Below are 4,941 nucleotides of genomic sequence, written 5' to 3'. Positions count from 1 at the left end.
GTCGTCATCGGCGATCACGCCATCGTCACCGTCGATCCAGGTGGGGCTGAGGAACTCATCGGATTCGTCGCGGGCATAGGCAGCCTCCAACGCCTCGAGGGCGGTGGCCGAGCGATGCTCGCCCTCACCGCTGGTCATCAACTGATAGGCGGCCTGGATTCGGTCCCAGCGCTTGTCCCGGTCCATGGCGTAGAAGCGGCCCACCAGACTGGCGATCCGGCCCCGCCCGACCTCCTGAAACACGGCTTCCAGGGCCTCCAGCGAGGCCTTGGCACTGCGCGGCGGGGTATCGCGACCGTCGAGGATGGCATGCACGAAGATCTTCTCGGCCCCCCGACGAGCGGCCAGGCGCACCATGGCGTGGAGATGGGATTCATGGCTGTGGACGCCGCCGGGAGAGAGCAGCCCCGTGATGTGGAACGCGCCACCGCGCCGGATGGCCTCGTCGACGGCCTGACAATAGGCCGGATTCTCGAAGAAGCTGCCATCGTCGATGGCGGCGCTGATCCGGCCGAATTCCTGCTTGACCACCCGCCCCGCGCCGAGATTGATGTGGCCCACCTCGGAGTTGCCCATCTGCCCCTCCGGCAGGCCCACCCGCGGCCCGGAGGTGTGAATCAGGGTATGCGGGCAGGATTGCTGCAGCTCGTCCCAATTGGGGGTGCGGGCGAGGCTGATGGCGTTGTCTTCGCCATCCGGGGCCTGGCCCCAGCCATCGAGAATGACGAGAAGCACGGGTCTGGGCGTGTCGGCCATGTCGTATCCTGGTCTGATCTTTGCGGGGGCCGCAAGTGTATTGAAATCCGGCCCGATTTGCATCCCGGCGGTCCTGTTCGCGGGGCCCTGCTATAATGCGCGCCCGTTCCCGCCCGGCGACCCTGCAGCGGTCGGCGGGACCGGGCCATGAACATTGCCTGAACGCGCGCAACTGGAGCCGCTCACCACCATGGATAGAGTTCTCGAATTTGCCAGCCATCACCCCATCCTGGTGCTGGCCCTGGTGTCGGTTTTCGCCCTGTTTCTGTTCACCGAATTCCGGCGTCTGTCCCGCCCCTACCGGGAGGTGGAACCCGGTCAGGCGACCCGGCTGATCAATGACGGTGCCGTGGTCGTGGATGTTCGCCAGCCGGATGTCTTCAAACGGGGACATATCGCCGGGGCAGCCAACTATCCCGCCGATCGATTCGATGCCTTTGAGGATGAGCTCAACAAGCGGCTCAAGCAGGCCAAGACCCAGATGGTGCTGCTCTACTGCGAGATGGGCATGACCAGCGCGCGCACCGCCACGCAACTGGCCAAGAAACAGGCGGAACTGGACGTGGTCCACTTAAAGGGCGGCATCACCGCCTGGCAGCGTGAAAACCTGCCCCTGCGCAAGGGTTGAGGCCGGTAACGGTAGCTGGGTGCCGGCGTCTCAATTGACCCACCAGCCGCCAGGAGAGATGTCATGGACCATCCACCCGTATTGATGTACAGCAAGCGTTCCTGCCCCTTCTGTGTTCGTGCCAAGGCACTTTTGCAGTCCAAGGGTGTGGAATTCGAGGAAATCGACCTCATCATTGAACCTGAACGGCGGGATGAGATGATCCGCCGGGCAGGGGCACGGACCGTGCCCCAGATCTTTATCGGCGACCAGCCCATCGGCGGTTATGATGAACTGTCCGCCCTTGAGCGCGACGGTCGCCTGGATCAGTTGCTGGCGGCCTGAACGCCGCCAGCAGGAAATCACCGCCGGGACATCAGTCCCGGCGTTACTTTGAACGCGGGTGATGCACCCGCTTGCTTATGACCGAATCGTGGAGGAAGTATGGCCGAACAGGATAATGCCAATAACGGCGCGGGTGCCCAGGCCAATCAACAGGGCCAGAAATCGCTGCAGATCCAGCGCATTTACGTCAAGGATTTTTCCTTCGAATCCCCCCAGTCGCCTCAGGTCTTCAGCCAGGCCGATTTCCGGCCGGAGTTCAAGATGAATCTGGGCAATCAGGCCCGCCAGGTAGGTGAGGATCTATACGAAGTGGTCCTGACCGTGTCGGTGGAGGCCCGCCAGGATGACAAGCCTGTGTTCCTGGCCGAACTGCACCATGCGGGCCTGTTCACCGTGACCGGTTTCGAAAAGGAAGAGGCCGATGTGGTCCTGGGGTCCTTCTGCCCCGCGCAGCTCTACCCCTATGCCCGAGAGGTGATCACCTCCACGGTCGTCAACGGGGGTTTCCCGGCCCCGCAACTGCAGCCGGTCAATTTTGATCAGCTGTATCAGCGTCAGCGCGAACAGCAGGCCGGAAACGAGGCCCAGCAGGGCGGACAGGCCTGAAGCATGCCCCGCGGCGAAGCCATTGCGGTGCTTGGCGCTGGCGCCTGGGGAACGGCGCTGGCGATTCAGTTGGCACGCAGCGGCCGTGAGGTCCGTTTGTGGGGCCGCGACCGCGGCCACGTCGAGGAAATGCAGGCCGAGGGTGAGAACCGCCGGCGCCTCCCTGGCGCCGCCTTTCCTGCCAGTGTCGAGGCGGTCACTGCCTTCGACCAGGCCCTCGACGGCGTTCGTGATGTGCTGGTGGCCGTACCCAGCAAGGCCTTTCGGGAAATGCTCGAGCACCTGGCCGCGCAGCGGCCGGCCGGCTTGCGGCTGGCCTGGGCCACCAAGGGCTTTGAGCCGGGCAGCGGGCGCCTGATGGAAGCCGTGGTGGGAGAAATCCTCGGAGAGGATCTGCCCATGGCCGTCCTCACCGGCCCCACCTTCGCCGCCGAAGTGGGCCACGGCCTGCCCACCGCCATGACCGTGGCGGCCGATAACCCGACCTTTGCCGAGGACCTCGCCACCAGCCTGCATGGGCCCCGCTTCCGTGCCTACGTCTCTGATGACCTGATCGGCGCCGAGGTCGGCGGGGCCATGAAGAATGTCATCGCCATTGGCGCGGGCGTCTCCGATGGCCTGGGTTTTGGTGCCAATGCCCGAGTTGCCTTGATTACCCGCGGGCTGGCGGAAATCATGCGCGTGGGCGCGGCCCTGGGCGGCAAGGCGGAGACCCTGACCGGGCTTGCCGGCATGGGCGACCTGGTCTTGACCTGCACCGACGATCAATCCCGCAACCGCCGCTTCGGCCTCGCCCTGGCCGGTGGCAAGACCATTGAACAGGCGCGGGAAGAGATCGGGCTGGTGGAAGGGGCCGTGGCCGTTGCCGAAGTGCTTCGCGTGGCTGGCCAACTCGCCATTGAAACTCCCATCAGTGAACAGATCCATGCCCTGGTCTATGACGGTGTCTCTCCTCGTGAGGCGGCCGAGGCGCTGCTCTCTCGGGATATGAAGCCGGAGTTGTCCTAGCTGGGGGAGATCGCGGATAAATCCGCTCCTACGGCGGCTTCGGCATACGCTATAGGCACCGTGGGAGCGAATTCATTCGCGATTAAGAGCCACGGGATGGCACCAGGGCACAAGCCTTAACCCAACCCTCTGGCCGAATCGAAGGCCACTACCCCCAACCCAGGCGACCACCCATAATCCCAGGCATCAGACAAAACCCACCTGCCGCCAGGCTTCGTAAACGCAGACCGCAACGGCGTTGGAGAGGTTGAGGGAGCGGTTGCCCGGCCGCATGGGCAGTCGCAGTCGGTCGGAAAGGGCTGGGTGGTCAAGCACCTGAGCGGGCAGGCCGCGACTTTCCGGGCCGAACAGGAAGGCATCCCCGCTTTGAAAGCGGGTGTCGTGGAAAGGCTGACTCACCTTGCTCGACAGGGCAAACAGTCGCGCCGGGGCCACGCTGTCGAGAAAGGATTCCAGGTCATCGTGGGCCTCCACCACCGCCCGCTCCCGGTAATCCAGCCCCGCCCGCCGCATCTGCTTGTCGGAGAGCTCGAAACCCAGCGGATGAATCAGGTGCAGCCGGCAGCCGGTGTTGACCGCCAGGCGCATGACATTGCCTGTGTTGGGCGGAATCTCCGGTTCATAAAGTACAATATGAAACACAATTCATCCCCAATGATGGCCTCGGCCCCCGTGGGCCGCCTGCAGACGAGAGTGTAATTGATGAGCGAAACGGCTGAGCAGCGGGTACCCGACGCCCTGAAACTGGACTTCTGCGGTCTCCGCTTCAACTCCCCCCTGGTGCTGTTGTCCGGCTGTGTCGGATTCGGCGAGGAATATACCCGGGTCGCGGGTTTCTCCAATCGGGACGTGGGGGCAATCTGCCTGAAGGGAACCACCGGCGAGGCCCGCCTGGGCAATCCGCCGCACCGGATCTACGAAACCCCCGGCGGCATGCTCAATGCCATCGGGCTCCAGAACCCGGGGGTGGATCATGTGGTGGACAATATCCTGCCGGCGCTGGATTTCGAGGAAACCCGCTTCATCGCCAACGTCTGCGGTTCGACCATCGAGGAGTATGCCCGGGTCGCACGGCGTTTTGATGACTCGCCCATCGATGCCATGGAGATCAACATCTCCTGCCCCAACGTCAAGGAAGGTGGCGTCCAGTTTGGCAATGTCCCGGAAATGTCCGCCCGAGTGGTGGAAGCCTGTCGTCGCGAGACCGACAAGCCGCTGATTACCAAGCTGTCCCCGAACCAGACCGATATTCAGGAAAACGCCCGCCTCTGCATCGAGGCCGGCAGCGATGCCTTTGCGGTGATCAACACCGTCTCCGGCATGGCCATCAATGCCGAGGCACGCCGGCCGGTGATTGGCAATGTCCAGGGCGGGCTGTCCGGCCCGGCGATCAAGCCGATCGCCCTGCTCAAGGTCCACCAGGTGCACCAGGTTGCCGGCCCTCACAAGGTCCCGATCATCGGCCAGGGTGGCATCCAGAGCGTCGAGGATGCCCTGGAATTCATCATTGCCGGCGCCAGTGCCGTGGGCGTGGGCACGACCCTGTTCTACGAGCCCCTCGCCTGCCGCCGCCTGAATGCGGGGATTGCCGATTACCTGGATCGTCACGGCATGGCCTC

At 64.0% G+C, this 4,941-nt stretch carries 6 protein-coding genes and 1 pseudogene; 5 read left to right on the top strand and 2 right to left on the bottom strand.

Translation table 11 applies throughout. From position 1 onward, the window contains the following. Positions 1-756, bottom strand: a pseudogene (locus tag ACJWXQ_RS04770) (2,3-bisphosphoglycerate-independent phosphoglycerate mutase); the annotation flags it as partial. A gap of 190 nt (positions 757-946) precedes the next feature. On the opposite strand from ACJWXQ_RS04770, the gene ACJWXQ_RS04765 reads away from it, so the two are divergent. From ACJWXQ_RS04765 to ACJWXQ_RS04750, 4 genes are all read left to right on the top strand, one after another. After that, positions 947-1,384, top strand: a complete 438-nt coding sequence (locus ACJWXQ_RS04765) for a rhodanese-like domain-containing protein (RefSeq protein WP_346050594.1) — start codon at positions 947-949, stop codon at positions 1,382-1,384. A 63-nt stretch (positions 1,385-1,447) separates the two neighbouring features. Next, positions 1,448-1,708 (top strand): glutaredoxin 3, encoded by a 261-nt coding sequence (grxC, locus tag ACJWXQ_RS04760; protein WP_346050593.1) that lies wholly within the window; start codon positions 1,448-1,450, stop codon positions 1,706-1,708. 99 nt (positions 1,709-1,807) lie between these two features. Then, on the top strand, positions 1,808-2,314 hold the full coding sequence (gene secB / locus ACJWXQ_RS04755) for a protein-export chaperone SecB (RefSeq protein ID WP_346050592.1): 507 nt from the start codon (positions 1,808-1,810) through the stop codon (positions 2,312-2,314). A 3-nt stretch (positions 2,315-2,317) separates the two neighbouring features. Next, positions 2,318-3,322 carry an NAD(P)H-dependent glycerol-3-phosphate dehydrogenase gene (locus ACJWXQ_RS04750; protein WP_406672276.1) on the top strand — a complete coding sequence of 335 codons (1,005 nt, stop codon included), beginning with the start codon at positions 2,318-2,320 and terminating at the stop codon, positions 3,320-3,322. Between the two features lie 186 nt (positions 3,323-3,508). Here ACJWXQ_RS04750 and ACJWXQ_RS04745 read toward each other — a convergent pair whose 3' ends face one another. Beyond that, a complete protein-coding gene (locus ACJWXQ_RS04745; RefSeq protein WP_346050590.1) occupies positions 3,509-3,964 on the bottom strand; it encodes a tRNA (cytidine(34)-2'-O)-methyltransferase in 456 nt (151 codons plus the stop codon). Between the two features lie 60 nt (positions 3,965-4,024). Here ACJWXQ_RS04745 and ACJWXQ_RS04740 point away from each other — a divergent pair. Then, the coding region (locus ACJWXQ_RS04740; RefSeq protein WP_406672275.1) for a dihydroorotate dehydrogenase at positions 4,025-4,941 on the top strand (917 nt) is incomplete at its 3' end.

The organism is Natronospira sp., assembly GCF_007134575.1.
Lineage (GTDB): Bacteria > Pseudomonadota > Gammaproteobacteria > Natronospirales > Natronospiraceae > Natronospira > Natronospira elongata.
This window is presented reverse-complemented; position numbering and strand designations above follow the sequence as displayed.

Excerpts from the sequence above, each read along its gene's own strand:
- ACJWXQ_RS04765 (WP_346050594.1), top strand. The coding sequence starts at position 947 with ATGGATAGAGTTCTCGAATTTGCCAGCCATCACCCCATCCTGGTGCTG.
- grxC (WP_346050593.1), top strand. The coding sequence starts at position 1,448 with ATGGACCATCCACCCGTATTGATGTACAGCAAGCGTTCCTGCCCCTTC.
- secB (WP_346050592.1), top strand. The coding sequence starts at position 1,808 with ATGGCCGAACAGGATAATGCCAATAACGGCGCGGGTGCCCAGGCCAAT.
- ACJWXQ_RS04750 (WP_406672276.1), top strand. The coding sequence starts at position 2,318 with ATGCCCCGCGGCGAAGCCATTGCGGTGCTTGGCGCTGGCGCCTGGGGA.